Annotated in this window: 1 rRNA gene; it reads left to right on the plus strand. The window is 51.9% G+C overall.

The features are described from left to right. Positions 1-671: ribosomal RNA gene (locus ACESZG_RS18920) — 23S ribosomal RNA — on the plus strand; the annotation flags it as partial.

A 671-nucleotide genomic window follows, 5' to 3' on the forward strand; every position in this document is an offset into this window, starting at 1 on the left:
TTATATGTGCGACCGCGTACTTTTTGTAGAACGGTCCGGCGAGTTACGCTTACTGGCAAGGTTAAGCACTTCAGGTGCGGAGCCGTAGGGAAACCAAGTCTTAAGAGGGCCTTAAGTCAGTAGGAGTAGACCCGAAACCGGGTGATCTATCCATGTCCAGGTTGAAGCTGCCGTAAGAGGTAGTGGAGGACCGAACCCACATCCGTTGAAAAGGGTGGGGATGAGGTGTGGATAGGGGAGAAATTCCAATCGAACCCGGAGATAGCTGGTTCTCCTCGAAATAGCTTTAGGGCTAGCCTCGATACAGATTTGCGGAGGTAGAGCACTGAATTTCCTAGGGGGCGTCAAAGCCTACCGAAGAATATCAAACTCCGAATGCCGCGTAATCGATTATCGGGAGTCAGACTGCACGAGATAAGTTGGGCGGTCAAAAGGGAAAGAGCCCAGACCTTCAGTTAAGGTCCCCAAGTGCGCGTTAAGTGGAAAAGGATGTGGGATTTCGAAGACAACCAGGATGTTGGCTCAGAAGCAGCCATCCATTCAAAGAGTGCGTAATAGCTCACTGGTCGAGAGGTCCTGCGCCGAAAATGTCCGGGGCTGAAACGCGCCACCGAAACTAAGGAACCGAAAGGTTGGTAGAGGAGCATTGCATGCGGGAAGAAGCAGTACCG

It is taken from the genome of Blautia sp. Marseille-P2398 (assembly GCF_964240315.1).
Taxonomy (GTDB): Bacteria; Bacillota; Clostridia; order Lachnospirales; family Lachnospiraceae; genus Blautia_A; species Blautia_A wexlerae.